Source organism: Fibrivirga algicola, from assembly GCF_011742925.1.
Classification (GTDB): Bacteria; Bacteroidota; Bacteroidia; order Cytophagales; family Spirosomataceae; genus Fibrella; species Fibrella algicola.
In genome coordinates this window covers 37428-54490 of the sequence record NZ_WAEL01000014.1, presented here as the reverse complement: position 1 = coordinate 54490, position 17063 = coordinate 37428, and the positions used below count along the sequence as shown (strand labels likewise).

The 17063-nt window shown below is 54.4% G+C and carries 11 protein-coding genes; 5 read left to right on the top strand and 6 right to left on the bottom strand.

The genetic code is table 11. The features are described from left to right. Positions 1 to 104 precede the first annotated feature (104 nt). Together F7231_RS26460 and F7231_RS26455 are read left to right on the top strand one after the other, a co-directional pair. Positions 105 to 3389 carry a S41 family peptidase gene (locus tag F7231_RS26460; RefSeq protein WP_166694239.1) on the top strand — a complete coding sequence of 1095 codons (3285 nt, stop codon included), beginning with the start codon at positions 105 to 107 and terminating at the stop codon, positions 3387 to 3389. Positions 3390 to 3587: 198 nt separating this feature from the next. Further along, positions 3588 to 4049: a VOC family protein gene (locus F7231_RS26455; protein WP_085413056.1), complete on the top strand. Its 462-nt coding sequence runs from the start codon at positions 3588 to 3590 to the stop codon at positions 4047 to 4049. A 60-nt stretch (positions 4050 to 4109) separates the two neighbouring features. Here the strand turns inward: F7231_RS26455 and F7231_RS26450 are convergent, their stop codons facing one another. Continuing rightward, entirely contained in the window at positions 4110 to 5120 is a 1011-nt protein-coding gene (locus F7231_RS26450; protein ID WP_085413057.1) for an alkaline phosphatase D family protein, read from the bottom strand. 349 nt (positions 5121 to 5469) lie between these two features. On the opposite strand from F7231_RS26450, the gene F7231_RS26445 reads away from it, so the two are divergent. Further along, entirely contained in the window at positions 5470 to 7056 is a 1587-nt protein-coding gene (locus tag F7231_RS26445) for a M28 family metallopeptidase (protein WP_166694238.1), read from the top strand. Positions 7057 to 7151: 95 nt separating this feature from the next. On the opposite strand, the gene F7231_RS26440 is transcribed toward F7231_RS26445, so the two are convergent. The 3 genes from F7231_RS26440 to F7231_RS26430 all read right to left on the bottom strand — a co-directional run bounded on the left by F7231_RS26440 (position 7152) and on the right by F7231_RS26430 (position 11216). Continuing rightward, on the bottom strand, positions 7152 to 8285 hold the full coding sequence (locus F7231_RS26440; RefSeq protein WP_166694237.1) for a formylglycine-generating enzyme family protein: 1134 nt from the start codon (positions 8283 to 8285) through the stop codon (positions 7152 to 7154). A gap of 90 nt (positions 8286 to 8375) precedes the next feature. Further along, the gene (locus F7231_RS26435; protein WP_166694236.1) at positions 8376 to 10088 is read right to left on the bottom strand and encodes an arylsulfatase; all 1713 of its coding nucleotides are present in this window, start codon (positions 10086 to 10088) and stop codon (positions 8376 to 8378) included. 69 nt (positions 10089 to 10157) lie between these two features. After that, positions 10158 to 11216 carry a glycoside hydrolase family 2 TIM barrel-domain containing protein gene (locus F7231_RS26430; protein WP_166694235.1) on the bottom strand — a complete coding sequence of 353 codons (1059 nt, stop codon included), beginning with the start codon at positions 11214 to 11216 and terminating at the stop codon, positions 10158 to 10160. 170 nt (positions 11217 to 11386) lie between these two features. Between F7231_RS26430 and F7231_RS26425 the strand changes: the two genes are divergently transcribed. Both F7231_RS26425 and F7231_RS26420 read left to right on the top strand, forming a co-directional pair. Then, positions 11387 to 12790 carry a hypothetical protein gene (locus F7231_RS26425; RefSeq protein WP_166694234.1) on the top strand — a complete coding sequence of 468 codons (1404 nt, stop codon included), beginning with the start codon at positions 11387 to 11389 and terminating at the stop codon, positions 12788 to 12790. Positions 12791 to 12991: 201 nt separating this feature from the next. Then, entirely contained in the window at positions 12992 to 13615 is a 624-nt protein-coding gene (locus F7231_RS26420; protein WP_166694233.1) for a hypothetical protein, read from the top strand. A gap of 1 nt (position 13616) precedes the next feature. Here the strand turns inward: F7231_RS26420 and F7231_RS26415 are convergent, their stop codons facing one another. Then, positions 13617 to 14375, bottom strand: coding sequence for a ZIP family metal transporter (locus tag F7231_RS26415; RefSeq protein WP_166694232.1), 759 nt, complete (start codon positions 14373 to 14375; stop codon positions 13617 to 13619). 121 nt (positions 14376 to 14496) lie between these two features. Then, positions 14497 to 17010 (bottom strand): bifunctional glycoside hydrolase family 9 protein/polysaccharide deacetylase, encoded by a 2514-nt coding sequence (locus F7231_RS26410; RefSeq protein WP_374757389.1) that lies wholly within the window; start codon positions 17008 to 17010, stop codon positions 14497 to 14499. Positions 17011 to 17063: the final 53 nt, after the last annotated feature.

The following is a 17063-nucleotide window of genomic DNA, read 5'->3' as shown; positions in this document are numbered from 1 at the left end:
TGCAATGCGTAAATGAACTGATTGTGAACGGCGTTCCTCTAGCGGCTATATTTAAAATACCGCTTCAGGTACGTTCAACAACTTTCTTCATCATACCGATGCATATGCGCAACCCTATACGTTTTTTCGTTCCTCTAGTAGCTTGTTGGGTTAGTAGTTACCCAACGGTTCACGCGCAGTCAGCTAGCCCGACGCCTAAATACGCCTTCGCTGAGCCTACGGTATCACCCGATGGCAGTGAGATCGCCTTTGTTTCAGGAGGCGATATCTGGACCGTGCCCACCACTGGTGGCGAGGCACGTCTGCTGGTTGCCCATGCTGACAATGAATCAAGACCCCTCTATTCGCCTGATGGCAAGCATATTGCGTTTAGCTCATCACGTTCCGGCAACGGGGATATTTACCTGTTGACGCTGGAAACCGGTGACCTGCGGCGATTGACCTACGACGATGGGGCTGAGAGCTTGACGGCCTGGTCGAAAGACGGCAAGATGGTTTACTTTCAATCGACTAGCCGGGATATTGCCGGGATGAATGACATCTACCGGGTAGCCATTACCGGTGGAACGCCCATGCCTGTTACGGCTGATCGCTACGCCAGCGAATTCTTTGGTGCCCCCTCGCCCGATGGGACTACCTTGGCTTTTTCGGCCCGGGGAATTTCGGCGGCGCAATGGTGGCGGAAAGGCAGTAGTCATCTCGACCAAACCGAAATCTGGACGTGTAAGATCGGTACGAAAAAGGGGGATAAGCCAACTTATGAACGCCTGACAGAAGGTGGTGCCAAAGAGCTCTGGCCGCTCTGGAGTACCGACGGCCAATCGATCTACTTCATGTCGGACCGTACTGGCAGCCAGAACCTATGGTCGAAACCGCTAAAAGGCCAGCCCACCATGCTGACGACTTTTAAAGAGGGTAGGGTACTATGGCCGTCCATGAGCAACAATGGCAAGACGATTGTTTTTGAGCGCGATTTTCAGATCTGGAGCTACGACATGGCGTCGAAAAAAGCCAGCCCGGTAGCCATTCGGTTGCGGGGTGCGGCGGCTGGCTTATCGGTCGATCACCAGAAACTGACGAGCCAGTTTCGTGATCTGGCCGTTTCGCCGGATGGCAAGAAAGTAGCCTTTACGGCGCATGGGGAGGTGTTTGCGGCGTCGGCCAAAGACGGTGGCGATGCCATTCGGGTTAGCAACAGCCCCGCCGTGGAGTCGCAGGTGGTTTGGCTGCCCAATAGCCGGAGCCTCATTTACGCCAGTACGCGTCACGGCATGGCTAATCTCTTTCAGTACGACTTCGCGACCCGCGCCGAAACCCGCCTGACCGATTCGCCGCTCGATGACAGTTCGCCGGTCGTGTCGCCAGACGGGCAATCGGTTGTGTTCATGCGCAATGGGCAGGAGTTACGCTTGCTGGAAATGGGCTCGAAAAAGGAGCGGGTGCTGTACAAAGGCTATCTGGGTCGGGCACCGTTCGCGGGATCAGGTACCTTGACGTTCTCGCCCGATGGCAAATGGGTCGCCTTCGTGGCTTATGGTACCAAAACGTTCCGCAATGTGTGGGTGGTGCCCGTGGCTGGTGGCGAAGCGAAACCAGTGAGTTTTCTGGCCAACACGTTTGGCGGTAACGTGAACTGGAGTCCGGACGGAAAATACATTCTGTTTGGTACGAACCAGCGCACCGAAACGGCTCAGATTGCCCGCGTAGACCTTGTACCCAAGTTGCCGAAGTTCCGCGAAGACCAGTTCCGCGATCTGTTCAATGAAGAAGTCCCCCGGAACGTGCGGACCACCACACCAACCAGCACGTCGGTAACTCCACCAGGCCGCACGCCGATTGATACAGCCTTGGCAGGTAAAAAAGGGGCAGGTAAAGAAGCAACAACTGTTGTGTTTGATGGCATCCGGCAGCGACTCAGCCTGTTGCCGGTGGGAATTGAGGTCGATCAACAGTCGATCAGTAAAGATGGCAAAACGCTGTTGTTAGTGGCCAGCGTAGCCGGTCGGCAGAATTTGTATACGTTCTCGCTGGACGAAACAAGTAGCGAACGCCCGGTGGCTCGTCAGTTGACCACTACGCCAGGCCAGAAAAGTAGCGCCCAGTTTACGGCCGACGGTAAAGAGGTATACTACCTCGAACAGGGGCGCATTCAGTACATCTCGCTGGCCTCACGCGAACCCAAACCGCTGGCTGTAACAGCTGAATTAGACGTCGACTTTGCGACTGAAAAGCTACAGGTATTCCAGCAGGCGTGGGATGTGCAGAATAAAGGATTTTATGACCCTGAGTTCCACGGCACCAACTGGAACGCGATCAAAGCCAGTTACGAACCCTACGCCGCCGGAGCCCGCACGCCCGACGAACTGCGCCGATTGCTGAGCCTGATGGTGGGCGAACTGAACGCGTCGCACTCGGGTGTATCGGGTCCGCAGGGCTCAACCGACATCTCAACCGGGCGATTAGGTCTGCGCTTCGACCGGATCGTGTACGAGAGTACGGGTAAACTGCTGATCACCGAAGTAGTTAACCTTGGCCCGGCGTTTCTGGCGGGTACCATCAAACCGGGCGACTACCTGCTTGCCGTTGACGGAACAACCATCGATGCGGCTACCAATCTGGACCAGCTGCTGAGCAACAAAATCAATCGCCAAACAACACTGGCCATTGCTGCGTCACCCACGGCACCGCCAAAAGAGATCAGTGTGATGCCGGTCAACCTGGCTACCGAGAAAGGCCTGCTTTACAAACAGTGGGTGCAACAGCAACGCGATTTCGTTGATAAAGCCAGTGGCGGCCGACTTGGGTACGTGCATATGTTTGATATGTCGGCCGAATCGCTGAACCAGCTATACATCGACTTGGACGCCGATAACCACGCTCGTGAAGGGGTCGTGGTCGATGTGCGGAACAATAACGGTGGGTTCGTGAACCCGTATGCCATTGACGTATTTGCCCGGAAAGGCTACCTGACCATGACGTCGCGGGGGCTGCCCGCCGCGCCTGCCCGTTCGCAATTGGGTCAGCGCTCGCTGGAAACACCAACGATTCTGGTGACGAATCAACATTCGCTGTCTGATGCCGAAGATTTCACGGAAGGCTACCGGACCCTGAAGCTGGGTAAAGTCGTTGGCGAACCGACCGCTGGCTGGATCATTTTCACCTCGGCGGCGCAGCTTATCGATGGTTCGTCGATTCGGCTACCGTTCTCGAAGATCACCGACAACACGGGTAAAGACATGGAACTGGCCCCGCGCCCTGTCGACGTACCTGTGTCGCGGCCCATTGGGGAAAGCTACACCGATCAGAACCTGCAATTGAGCACCGCCGTGAAAGAGCTAACCAAACAGCTGGACGACGCGAAATCGGGCAAAGTGATGAGCGGAAAATAGCGTGATAGAGTTGGTGTAGCGCGAAGCCACAATACAGTTCACAATCAGAAATGCCCCGAAGCATAATTGCTCCGGGGCATTTCTGATTGTAGCATCTACACGGTATATTGGCATAATCGCCCCCTCTTTCTGTCGTTTTCGCCCTTAGTCGATTGTCGACACATTGCTACATTTGCTCACGACAAACCTGTAAACAACATGCAAAAGATTACGACATTCCTGACGTTCAACAACCAGGCCGAAGAAGCCGCGCTGTTGTACACGTCGATCTTCAACAATTCAACGATCAACCACATAAGTCGATACGGCGATTCTGGACCGGGGGAGCCGGGAAGTGCTATGTCGGTTACGTTTCAGCTCGACGGGCAGCCGTTTTATGCCTTGAATGGTGGCCCACATTTTAGCTTTACAGATGGTATTTCGCTCTTTATAACCTGTGAAACGCAGGCTGAAATAGACCATTTTTGGGAGAGGCTATCAGCCGATGGTGAGAAAGGACAGTGTGGATGGCTCAAGGATAAATTTGGCGTGTCGTGGCAAGTTGTGCCCTCAGCATTGGGTCGATTACTGGGCGACAAAGATCCGGCGAAAGCGAAGCGGGCAATGGCTGCTATGATGAAAATGACTAAACTCGACATCGCTGCATTGGAGCAGGCGTAGGCCAGTCGGCTAGTTATTGGTTACCGGACTTTCTGTCAGCCAGTAACCAATAACTACTACTTAAAACTCAACCGCCTGGGTAAGGTACGTTGCCTGATTGTCGCCCTTGATTTTGACAGTTGCGGTCAAGGGTTTCCTGGCCCAGTCTATCGTGATCAGGCCGTAGTTGAGTTGGGTGATCATCTCGCCGACGCGGTGTTTGTTCGGCTCTTCGTGGGCTTTCGAAACGTGGGTGAGGCCGCTGCTGGTAATATCGAAGAGGTCGTACCCAAGGCCAGGTACGTTAACTTTCGATACTTCGGCCATGTGCCGGTCGCCGCTGATAAAGAGGGCTCCTTTGGGTTTAGTCTTAGCAAGTAAGTCCAGCAGGCGCTGGCGGGCGGTGGGGAAGTTGGCCCACTTTTCATAGACATGCTCTTCGGGGAGGACCTGAACGCCCGAACCGATCACGTGGACATCCGCATCCGAATTGGTCAACTCGTTTTCCAGCCAGCGCCACTGGGCGTCGCCCAGCATATCGCCCGACGGGTCAGGTACGTTGGTCTTGCCTTCCTTCTTCAGCGGATCCCGAAAATAACGGGCATCCAGCAGAATTACCTTCACCCGTTTTCCTTTGGGCCCGTACGTGTGCGACGAGTAAGCGCCCTCCTGTTTCCGTAGCGGGCTAGTGGTGGGTACGTCCAGAAAGTCAAGCATCAACTGCTGGCTTTCTTTCCGGCGTGGATACTCTTTTCCGCCATCGTTCACGCCGTAATCATGGTCGTCCCAAACGCCGATGACCTTCGCTGCTTGCCGAAGTTGCTGATACACCGGATTCGACTTTTGTCGGTCATACTTGGTCCGTAATGTATCCATGCTTTCCGAATCACCATAGATGTTGTCGCCAAGCCAGATCCAGACATTGGGCTTTTGCGCCACAATATCGTCCCACAGCGGTTGCGGTCGTTTCTGATCGCTGCACGAGCCAAAGGCAATGGTCGTGATGGGTTGCTGGGTGGTTTCGGGCCGGTTGGTACGGCAGTTGGCGAGTAGCACACAGCTTAGTACAGCAACTTGGATGAGGTGTTTCATGGGTATACGTTGACTCACAGAGCTGGCAAAAATAGTCGTTTAAGTCGGGCAGTGGGGTAGGGTCATTATTTGTTAACAACTCGAAGTTTCGCTGGTGAAGCTAGCGGCAATGGCTACATAGCCCCGTTGCCGCTTACCTGGAGGGGGCGGGCGGAGCTTTAGGTTTTGCCATTAAGTCCAGTCAACGGAACCGTAACGGGGAAATTAGCTGCTTCGCAAAACTATATTCGGCTAAAGGTGGTATTTGGGGACGAAAATATAGGCCGAAAGCAGTAACGTGTAGCCTTAAAGTAGACCCGTGTGTTGAAATCCTTATCTTCGGGCTACTTCCCCAACTTTACCAAATTACATGACAAACAAACTACTACTCACCGGACTGCTCGTTGGCGGTTCGTTACTTGCTTACGGCCAGGATGAGAAAATCGACATGGCGACGATGGACAAGATCCGGCAGGAAGGAATGCAAAAGTCGCAGGTGATGGAAACGGCTTTCTACCTGACCGACGTAAACGGCCCACGGATTCAGGGGCCCGGCTACATGAACGCCGCTAATTACGCCAAAGGAAAACTGGCGGGCTATGGCCTACAGAACTCCCGGCTTGAGTCGTGGGGCGATTGGGGCAAAGGCTGGAACGTGGAGCGGTGCTATTTCGCCATGACCGCGCCGTACTATAAGTCGATGATTGCCGTTCCCCGCGCCTGGAGTGGTAGCACCAACAAGCTACAAACGGCCGATATCCTGTTTATCACGGATACCGACACAATGGCGCTGGAAAGCTATAAGGGTAAGCTGAAGAATAAGATCATTCTGATGGATCAGACCTATAAAGTATCACCGTCGTTCAAGGCCGACGCTGACCGGTATACGGAAGAGGAACTTCAGAAAATGGCGAGTGCTGAAGCCCCACGGGGTAGCGGTGGTCAACGCGGTGGCGCGGGTGGCGACTCGACTATGCGCCGGATGATGCAGACCATGCGTACGCGCAACGTATTCAACCAGAAAATGCGCAAAATGGCCAAGACAGAAGGGGCTGTTGGTATTCTGAACAGCACTCAGACCAGCAAAGACGGTACACTTTTCGTCAGTGGCGACTACGCCAATGCCGCCCTGGGTGCCGTTCCCGACGACCTGGCCGATCTGTCGATTTCAGCCGAGGACTACATGATGCTGTGTCGCCTGATGAAAGCCAAAGTGCCGGTTAAACTCGAAGTTGACGTGAAGACCAAGTTCTTCGCCGATGACATCAAGGGCTACAACGTACTGGCTGAAATTCCGGGCACCGACCCTAAGCTGAAGGAAGAAGTGGTGATGCTCGGCGCTCACCTCGACTCCTGGCATGCTGCCACTGGAGCCACCGACAACGCCGCCGGCAGTGCCGTAATGATGGAAGCTGTTCGCATCCTGAAAGCAGTTGGTGCTAAACCACGCCGGACAATCCGTATTGCCCTTTGGAGCGGTGAAGAACAGGGCCTGTTTGGCTCGCGCAACTACGTGACTAACCACCTCGTCGACGCTAAAACATCTAAACTGACGAAGGACGGCGAAAACATCTCTGCCTATTTCAACGTCGACAACGGAACGGGTAAGATCCGGGGTATCTATTTGCAGGGCAACGTGGCGGCCGGTCCGATCTTCACGCAATGGCTGAAGCCGTTCAATGATCTGGGGGCGACAACCGTTACCGCTCAGAACACCGGCGGTACTGATCACCAGTCGTTTGATCGGGTGGGCGTACCGGGCTTCCAGTTCATTCAGGACCGGATCGAATACAACACACGTACCCACCATACTAACATGGATACGTATGATCACCTGCAACCCGACGACCTGAAGCAGGCCGCTACAGTTGTCGCCGCTTTTGTGTACAACGCAGCCATGCGTGATCAGAAAATTCCGGTGAAAGAACCAGTAACGGCCCAGCAGTCGAACCGGTAAATTTCTGCTCTGTCTGTTCATGCAAACGCCCACAAATGGTAAGTTCCAGCGGGACTCGCCATGTGTGGGCGTTTGCATGAATAGACTGCCTTAACTCAATCGGCTACGCAGCGGAAGCCAGTATGCGATAGGCCGGTATCGGGGCTGGATTTCATGCGGGCGGCTGATCGGTAGCTGCTGCAATACGAATCGTTGCAGAGAAAAGAACCGCCACGCTGCACGCGCTTGGGTATCGTTGGCTCGTCGGGATCGAAGCTTTGTGCAGGGCCGGTGGGGTTTTTGACCTGGCCCATCCTGGCCTGGGTCTCGTAATAATCGGGCCGGTAAAAATCGCTGCACCACTCCCAGACATTTCCGGCGATGTCATACAGACCATAGCCATTCGGGATGAATGATTTCACAGGAGCTGCCCGGTCAAAGCCGTCGCGTTTGGTATTCAGCGTCGGAAATTTCCCCTGCCAGCTATTCGCTTTCGGCTTTCCTTCATCAACAGGTTCGTTTCCCCAGGGGTAGATTGCCTGTTTCAGGCCGCCCCGTGCGGCCCATTCCCATTCCGCTTCGGTGGGCAATCGCTTACCTGCCCAGGTGGCGTAGGCAACGGCATCGTCCCAGGAAACCTGAATGACGGGGTAGTTGTCTTTCCCGGCAATAGAACTGCCCGGTCCTTCCGGGTGACGCCAATCAGCACCAGCTACCCACTGCCACCATTGGCTGTAATCGTCGAGGGAAATGGCTTGTTTTGGCTCGGTAAACACCAGTGAGCTGGCCACCAAAAGGTTATCGGCAGGTTTGGGTGTTCCGGGGGGCAACTGTTTTCGCATCTCCTCCCAGTCGGGTTTGCGCTCGGCCGTTGTTACGTAGCCAGTTGCCTTCACAAATCGGGCAAACTGGGCATTGGTCACTTCGGTGGCGTCCATCCAGAAGGCATCAATGCATACGGTGTGTTTCGGGTATTCATCGGGGCGCCCCTGATCAGCATCGGCCCCCATCGAGAACGTACCTGCCGGAATGGCCACCATCCCGGTTCGGTCAACTTCTTTGCCTGCTATACTCGTTGTCGATGACCCGGGAGCCAGTCGGCCCGGGAGAGTCGTGTGGCAACTGGTGATGGTATCAACTGACGATTGGGCCGTTTGCTGCGTGTTCTGTGACCCGTTTTTCTGACAAGCCAATAGGCAAACCAGCGCGGCAACACCACTACTTGCCCGGCGAAGGAGGCGGACTAACATACGTACCTGAACGAACCGTTGAACTTGAGAACCACTAGACAAAGGTACCTGAATTGGCTCACTTACTTCGCTGCTTTAACCGACAAACGGCTAGTTACGCTGGGGTTTGGGCAGTACCTGATGCGTATTGGCCCACTGTTGCCATAGCCCACGAAGCTGCCGTACTTTATCCGGATGCCGGGCCGCTATATTCTGCGTTTCTGATTTGTCGGTCGCCAGATTGTAAAGTTGCCAGGTAGTGTCGCGGCTCGACGATACGAGTTTCCAATCGCCCGACCGGGCGAAACGCGCGCCAAAGTGCTCATTGAACAGGGTTGCATGGCCGGCTGATTTTTTGCCGGCAAATGAAGGTGCCAGACTAATCCCTGTCGTGGGCGTGATGGCGTGGCCCTTGAAGGTAGTTGGGTACGCGGCACCGGTCAGCTCCAGAAATGTCTTCATGAAGTCCATAACATGCCCAACCTGGTCGCTGTAGCTGCCTTTTTTGGCGGTAATGCCCTTGGGCCAGTATGCAATCAACGGCGTATGAGCACCCCCTTCATTCGATTCCGCTTTCCAAAGTTGATACGGTGTGTTCGCTACGTTGGCCCAGCGCTGCCCAATCGATGCGAACGTGGTTTGCGAACCGGGCATAACCTGCTTTTTCAGGTCATAGACAACCTGTCGTCCGTCGCGGGTCGCGCCGGGTCGGTCAAAGCCGGGGCCGTAGCCAGCTGAACTTTCGGAACTGGCCCCGTTGTCAGACAGAAACAGAATCAGCGTATTGTCGAGTTGGCCGGTCTCGCGCAGGGCCTTAATCATCCGGCCAATGCCCTGATCCATGCGGTCAATCATGGCGGCGTGGACAGCCATGGCCCGCGCATCCCATTCTTTGTCCGGATTGGCATCCCAGCTCAGGTCATTGCCCCAGCGGTCGGATAGTTTAGTTGTTTTTGGGTCAATCAGCCCCAACCTGATCATCTTTTCGTATCGCGCTTTCCGGATCGCATCCCAGCCTGCTTTATAGGTGTCTTTGTACTTGTCAATGTCGTCGGGCAGCGCCTGCAAAGGCCAGTGTGGCGCTGTTTCGGCAATATACATGAAGAAGGGAGCCGACGAGGTGGCGAATGACTTAATGTACGCCACGCTGGTATCACTGATGGCGTCGGTGTGGTAGTAGTTCGCTGGAACGCGCTTGACCGGCCTGGTACCACTGACGAGGCTAAACGGATCGAAAAAATCGACCACTCCCCAAATGTTGCCAAAATACCGGTCGAAGCCCCGGCTGGTGGGGTATTGGCTACGTGGTGAAAAGTCGCCGAACTCTTTCTGGTGCGTCAGCCAGGCCATCTGATCCTGTGCATTTTTCTGAACAATCGTGTTCGAAACGTGCCACTTGCCTGTCATGGCCGTTTGGTATCCCGCTGTTTTCAGCACCTCGGCCAGCGTCACGGTGTTTTCGGTCATATGGCCCCGATAACCCGGCGTGTGGTCGTCGTCGGTCATTTTGCCAATTCCCGCCTGGTGGTTGTATAAACCAGTCAGCAAGGCCGCTCGTGTGGGGCAACAGCGCGAGGTATTGTAAAACTGCCGGTAGCGGATGCCATTGCTGGCCAGATAGTCCAGGTTCGGGGTCTTGATCTCGCTGCCGTAACAGCCTAAGTCTGAGAAACCAAGGTCGTCGGCCATGATCAGAATAATATTGGGTCGACGGGCCGCCTGCAAAACCGATGACCCCGGTTTTGTCTTGTGAAATCCGCTTAGGAGGAGAACAGCTGATACGGCGATGCAGGCTACTGAAACACCAATTAGCCACTTTTTCATACCTTGTATACTTGAATGGAAAGCCAATACGTCCGTCTGCTAAAGCAGACGGACGGAAGTGAAGACAGCTTATTTCTTGCCTGTTACGGCCTTAATCGTGTTGATCTCGTTCGGGCTGAAGGGCGTGCCATCTTTCCGGAAAATGTCGTGAAACCAAAGTTCAGGCTCCCGGCCATTGGCAATTGGAGTGTCCCAGGCGAAGATCGTATTGGTCTTGCCCGACACGAATCCCCAGTTAATTGCGCCTATGTTTTCCTGCTTCAGCATAGGCATGATTGTCTGGAACAGGCTCCCGTTTCGGCGGGCCATGTATTCGGTGCAGATCAGCGGGCGGTTGTGCTGCCGAAGGTCGTTGATACGCTTTATATGGGCATCGATGTATCCATATTGGTGGTATGTTACTACGTCCGAGTTTTCGAGTTGGAACGCATTTAATTCATTGAACCGGGGTCCCCAATTCCATAGGCCCGCGCTGATGGGTTGCGATGGGTTTACCGCCCGCGCCCAACTGAACACGGCTTTCAGCAATGGTAGGCTTTTGCTGGTGTAACCGCTGTTGCCAGGCTCATTATACAGGTCCCAGAGCAAAATACGCTCGTCGTTTTTAAACGTGGTCATCACATCCTTTACGTAGGCTTCCAGCATCGGGAGGCTGTCGGGCTGGTTCAGGATCATTGTGCCGGGGTCACGTACCCAGCCGCTGTTATGTACGCCCGGCTTTGGTTCGGGTTGCTTGCCGGGGCGGTATTCGTCGTTCCAGCAATCGTCGAAAAAGACCAGGATCGTCTTGATTTTGTGTTTGTTGGCGATCTGCAGGTATTGATCGAGGCGACTCTTGAATCCGGCTTTGTCAGAGGTCCAGGCAATGTGGTGGAGGTAAACGCGCATGGCATTCATACCCAGACCCTCGGCCCAGCCCAGCTCACGATCAATCGTTTGCGGATCGAACGTGGCGGCCTGAAACATCTCCAACTGATTGATGGCGGTGCTTGGCTGGAAGTTGCTGCCACTGACCCACCCTTGTTTTTTATACCAGGCATTGGCCTTCTCGGTAGTCCATTTTGTCTGCGCCCGAAGTCCTGAGATAGTCAGCAGCAGGCAGAGGGAGATGGTCAACAATTTTTTCATACAATATAAGGTAACTGGTTGGTTAGGAATAGATTAACTCGGTTGAGTGAATACACGTCGTACGCTCCAGTAAGAAGCAGCAAATCGGTAATGGCTACTTAGCAACGGCATAGGAACCTCGACAACGTTACGCTACACTTGGTCTGAGGGTAGGTGAAAAACAGAAGAGAATGGGCCGAATAGTAACGGATTCGCCGTTGTCGATAAAACAGGCGTTACTATACGTACCTGACATTCTGCCAATGATCCGCTTTGTTGCCATAGCCCTGCTTGCTACCTGTTGCCATATCACGAACAACCAGTCGCTCGCCGCTGGTCGTCTGCTTCCGAAAGTGCCAGCCGACAGCAGCCGAAACCGGGTGAACGTAGCCAGCATGACCGATGTGTCCATCCGGTCAGTCGAAGCGTTAAAGCAGTTTTTGGCGACGCCGCAAACCAACAAGCGGGCGCTGTTGACGGGCGTGTATGACCTGGGCACAGGCAGCGCCGAACGAACCGGAGAGTGGAACAACGTACTGGTGACCTCGTTGAAGGGAGCTACCATCCGTACGGCGGGCACAACGGCAATGATCTTTCAGGGCACGAAAGCGGTCAACCGGGTGAAACTCGACAACCTGACGTTTCAGTCGACGGCCACAGGGGGGGGCTACCCGATGCTGTTCTCCAACGAGTTGGTGTCGTTTCACGGTTGGGAAATTGCCCGCTGCCGGTTCATTGGCTCAGGCACAGGCAACTACAATGCCTTTGGGATCATCCAGTTCAGTAAAGCCAGTAATTCGGGTGGCAGTTCGACGGACCTGTACATTCACGATTGCTCCTTTTTGAATGTTCCCCGGATGGGTATGGAGATCCTGTCGCAGGGGTACGATAAAGTGCGGCTGTCGAACCTGACGATAACCCGGAACCGCTTCGAGAACCGGGCCGTCAACGGCGGTGAGCCGCACCGGATGGCAACGAGTCTGTCGGGCCTGATGACGAACATTTATCACGCCTACAACACCTCAATCAACGCCAAAAACATCGCCTACGAGTTCGTCAACGTTAAAGACGCCCTGGTAGACAGCAACGTGGCCATTGCCAAACTGGAAACCGCTGTGGGGTACTCCATCACCGACGATGGGCGTAACTCAACGGAACGCATCACCGTCAGGGGCGGAAAATTCGACATGACCAGTCGTCCCTTTCAGGTGTATGATGCCAAAGATGTTCATTTCATTGGTGGAACGTACCTGGGGCATCGGGGAGTAGACGTAAACTGTCAGAACAGCAGCTTCGATCGGCTGGCCATTACCGTGCATTCTACAACGGTTGAGAGTAGCTGGCAGTTTGGCGGTTCTTCGTCGGGCAACACGTTAACCAATTCCGTCATCAGCTCCTTCGGGGCCAACAAAGCAGGCTACCATCCCGCGTTCGAATCGGTGGTACTCCGGTCAGGTACGTCCCACAATAAAGTTATCGGAGTCACGACCCGACTGGGGAAAAAGGTCGATGGCATTCACTACACCAACGGCTCGGTACAGAACCAGGGTGCGGCCACCAATAGTATTCTGAAGTCGATTGTTCAGTTAGAGTAGAGGGTTGCCGAACGTGTCGATGCTATCGACAACCCGGCTAAACTGCCATTCGGGTAGCTGCAAGTCGGTGGTAGGCTACGCTTACTAAAATGGGGTGCTTATAACGGGTTGAAAGTCAGAGGTATATTATTGGAAAGGGCCAGGGTGCTCTATCTTTCCTGCTGTAAATGTTCTGCTCACCCTCCTGAACCCCTATACACGATGATAAGTCGCTTCGTTTCCACGCACACTTATTCGCTACTAGGCGGGTTGCTCCTTTTTGTTCTATGCTGTTCCTGCAATAAAGCCAGTAAGGAATCGACAACGTCGGCTCCTGCCAGCGTAACCGCATTGACCGACACAAGTAGTGCCGTATTGCCCGCTGAGACGCACTTTTACTCGCTGACGCTGGCAAGTACCTATTTTCAGGATCCGCAAGTAAAGAGGTCTAATTTGATGTTTAGCTATCTTTTCAGCAACGAAGGATTAACGCTGGAGGGGTGGAAGCTCGACAAACAAAATGGTAGTTTTGGTAGTGCTACTCCTGTCCGGGAATTAATGCCAACCCCTGTACAGTCAACCTCGCTCACGATTGAGAGCAACACCAGGTTGGGCAATCTGGCGATGAAGCGGCAACTGGTAACAAAAATCCACAATGCAGTTAGTGGCAAAAACGCTATTCTGTTTTTTACGCCTTCGCTAGTTACTATTGGCTCACCGCCGACTGTTCGATTTGAGGTGCAGTATACGATCACCATTAAGGAGGTGAAGCAGGGAGGGGCGCTTCAGGTTATCGACTTCTCTGAACTGCTGAACCCAGCACCACCTCATCAGGCTTTCGACTAGGTCATTCGGCTAGTTTCGACAGAATAAATGACACCATAAAGCCTAGCACAGTGAGTAGGCCGGCAAACTCGTGAGTTTCATTGAACGCTTCGGGCACCATTGTATCGACAAGCATAGCCAGAATTGCCCCAGCGGCTACGGCGGTAGTAGCGGCAACAACCGTATTTGAATAATCCTGAAAAACGGTGTACCCGATGAGCGCCGCCACGCCGGAAATGAGGGCAATGCCGCCCCAGATGCCCATCACGTAGCCAACCGAGCGGCCCGCTTTTTTCATGCCCGCCGCGCTGGATAGTCCCTCTGGTATGTTGGAAAGAAACACCGCAATGACCGCCACCATGCTGACTCCTTTACCCGCCAGCAGGCTAAGACCAATCACAATGGATTCGGGAATGCCGTCTAGCAACGCCCCAACGGCAATGGCCAAACCACTGCCTGGTTTGTCAGCCTCCGATTGCTGGTGCCCGCCCGATCGTTTACGGTGTTTGGCTCCCTGATGCGACAACACGTAATTGGCAACCGAATACACCAGGGCGCCACCAATAAAGCCCCCCGCCGTGGCGGTAAATCCGCCGGTACGGTAGGCTTCATCCATCAGTTCAAAGGAGAGTGCCGAGAAAAGTACACCGCTGCCAAACGCCATGATACTGGCAATGAGCCGCTGCGGAACCTGAGCAAAATAGCCGATCGCCGCGCCGATCAACAGGGCACCACCGGCCAGTAATCCCCAAAGTCCGGCCTGCGCCCATGCTGGTAGCATAATGTATAGTTAGTTTAACGTCCCAACACAACCCCTACGGTTGCCTTTTGTTAGAAACAGCGGGCAGCCAGGCGTCGCTACTTATGCGGTGTACCAGAACCGCCAGGAGCTTGTGATGCTGTTATAATGCATCAATCCTGACAAATTGATAGCCTTTCTTACGAAACGAAGTCAGCAACTCGCCCAAACGGTCATATAGTTTATCGGTTCGGGCCGGTGCGGAGCCGATGTGCATGAGCAGAATAAAGCCGTTCAAACCAGCCGGTTTCTCGATTTCGTACTTGTAAATAGAGTTCATAATGGTGGCGCTGCTCCGATAATTACGGTCCTGGGGTGTGGTGTAATCGGTGTGGCTCAACGTACCCGGCGTAAAATTGATCAGTTGCGCCCCTTCAGCTTTTGTCCAGACGGCTATGCTATCGTTATACCATTCGTAGGGCGGCAAAAAATACTTGCCAGCTTGCCCGGGCCTCATGAACGGAGCCAATGCCTGGTAGTTCGCCCGTAGATCAGCGGTGAATACCTGCCGGGATACCAGTAAACTGTCGCGATTAGTCCAATCGCAGTAGAGCAAGTGCTGGTCAGAGTGTGGCCCGAGGTAATGGCCGTTACGCTGTAGCTGCGCGATCAGAGTAGTAAAGGCGGGGTTCTTTAGAAAACGACCCGTCAGAAAAAAGGAAGCCCGAACGCCATGCTGCTGCAACGTTCGGGCAATGGCTGTGCCGCCATCGGCAAACTCGTCGCCGGTAAACACCAGCGCCAGGCGGCGCACACTGGTGTCGCCTCTGATTTTAGCGCCTTTGCTATACGTCGATTTTGCATCGGTCGACGGATTTGTCATTCCCTGCTTCACCGGCCGGACAACCCGTGATACCGGCTTTGCGGGGCGTCGCCTTAGTGGCTCTTTATCTTTAGCGGCTAGCAGGTAGATGAGCGAAGCCGTACCGTCCATAGTTGGTTCGTTGGTGCTGTAGTCGCCGTAATCGTCGTGATAGACCGCTACTTTGCTCTGAAATGCAGCGTACTCATCGGGTGCGTTCAGGGTAATGCCGATTAGGTTGCCGTAAATACTGCCCCGCACCGGCCCGTCGACCAGCCCCCCGTCGATGGGGTAATTTCTCAAATGGGTAAAGGCTGAGTGCGGATCGGTAGGCGTATCGGCATGGGCGGGTAAGCCGTACACAAAACTGGTTCCCCACGGATTGCAGCCAAACAACCAATCGAAATTGGCTTGCTCAAGCTGGGTAAACTGCGTGTCGCCCGTCAACTGCCGGTACCAGAAGCATTGGGTGGCAAACGAGGTGGTCAGGTTGTTGCTGCACCAGGTAAACGGCACCCCCCGGTAAAATGCATTCTGACCTGCTCGTTTCCAGACCGCCACTATGCCTGCTTTGTAAAAGTTCATCACGGTGTTTCGGTCGGCTGTGGGCAGGCGTTTTGCCAGTTCAGCGTGTCCCACGTTGACAAAGGGATACCACTGGTAATGGCGCGCCGTGTCGTCTACCATCCAGGGCGTAACCGGCTCCTGCCTGGCAAAATCGAGGGCCGTTTTTTGCCAGTTGCCGCGCTGTTTGGCTGCCAGGCTGTTTGTTAACGCCGCATTCTGCAACTCAACCGTGGCCAGTTCCATGTCATCGGCGTAGTTGTCTTCTTCATAGAAGTAAGGGGCCCGGCCCGGCGCTGTCTGGCAGTTTCCTGGCTTGTCGAGGCCTAACTTGTACGCCGATTGCGCGCGCCGATTTAATATAGCGGCGTAGGCGGCGTCACGCTGGCGGAGTTGCTGATACCCGAGCGCGAGCGCACTGCTCACTTTGCCGGCGGTAGAGGCTACACCCGTTGCTCTGTTTTTATGCTTAAACAGGCCCTGCGGCCGACCCGTTGCGAAATAGACAGGGCGTTCGGCGCCTTTGCCATACAAGCTGTCGAGCTTCGGAATACGCATTGATGAATGGTCGCGGTCGTCACCAAGCTGATTGAACAGCCAGGTGTCGGTGGGGTGCATTTTCAAGAGCCAGTTCAGGCCCCAGCGTGCCTCGTCGAGCACATCGGGTTGCCCGTTTGTGCCGGCTAATCCGTTGGCCTGATGGGCGTCGGCGAAAGCCTTGGGAAAATCGCGAAAGGCCGCCAGCAGGTGGTAAGTTGCGTTGGCCGAAGTGCTTACGTACTGCAAATAATCGGACGCATCGTGCCAGCCACCCGAAGCATCGACATGCGTACTGTCGGGCATGGGGCCATACATGGTATAACCGTCATGCGTATGGCAGGAATCATTCAGGAAGGGGTTAAATCCGCTTCGTTGCTGGCGCATGTAGCGTAAACAGAAGTCGGCGGCCCCATTATACACCTGTTCATCAATGCGAAATGTTGGCGAACGGGTGCCATCGTCGGTGCGTAGGTAGTAACGTCCCGGTTTGTACACAGCAGAGAAATCGAGCCGGTAGGTTTGTTGAAACGGCCCGTACTGCCCAAAGGCTTTACCCACCGGAAACTCCGCCACCGCCCGATTAGTCTGTTCATTGATTAGCTGACAAACGGCAACGTACCTGGTGGTCAGACTACCCCATACGGCAACTTTAGGGCTATTGGGCCGGTAACCGAGTAAGTTGATGCGGATAACGGCGTCCGGCTCCTGCATCACTGGGACCCAGGACGAGAAAAAAAGCAGAAAAAGGAGTAATACAGGCCGAT